This is a genomic window from Paraburkholderia sp. 2C (assembly GCF_054589215.1).
The window spans coordinates 1-680 of the sequence record NZ_BAAILL010000021.1 but is presented as its reverse complement, the minus strand read 5'-3'; the positions used below and the strand labels follow the sequence as shown (position 1 = coordinate 680).

Sequence of the window (680 nt, the reverse complement as noted above, 5' to 3'; positions counted from 1 at the left end):
GATTTCACGTGGATTTCGTAGCGGGTCGAATGCATATGGACGGTCGCTTCGAAGCCCGGCCACGAGTCCGGAATACACGGATTCACCACCAGAAAATCGCCTTCCCTACGAATCCCCAGAATGCCCTCGACGCCCGCCCGGTACATCCATCCGGCTGACCCTGTGTACCACGTCCAGCCGCCGCGCCCGACATGTGGCGCGACTGAGTAGACGTCAGCCGCGACCACGTAGGGTTCGACCTTGTAGCGTTCGGTCTCCATCGGCGTACGCGCGTGATTAATCGGGTTGAGCAGCGAAAACAAACCTGCAGCCCGGTTACCGTCGTGGAGTTGAGCGAACGCGAAGATCGCCCACATCGCCGCATGGCTATACTGGCCACCGTTCTCGCGCAGCCCCGGCGGGTAGCCCTTGATATAGCCGGGATCTTGCAATGACTTGTCAAACGGCGGCGTGAACAGCAACGCGATGCCGTCATCGCGACGGATCAGGTGTCGGTCCAGCGCAGCCATCGCGAGCTGTGCGCGCTCTGGAGGAGCCGCGCCCGACAGTACGGCCCACGACTGAACAATCGAATCGATCCGGCATTCGTCGTTGCTGTGCGAACCGAGCCAGCTGCCGTCGTCGAAAGTTGCACGCCGGTACCATTCGCCGTCCCATGCGTCACGCTCCAGCGCCTCGCG

Annotated in this window: 1 protein-coding gene; it reads right to left on the bottom strand. The window is 62.2% G+C overall.

Features of this window, described 5'->3' with window-relative positions; all coding sequences use genetic code 11:
* Positions 1–680, bottom strand: a 680-nt coding sequence (locus ACYPXD_RS05795; protein WP_459708482.1) for a GH36-type glycosyl hydrolase domain-containing protein, incomplete at both ends; no start/stop codon positions are given.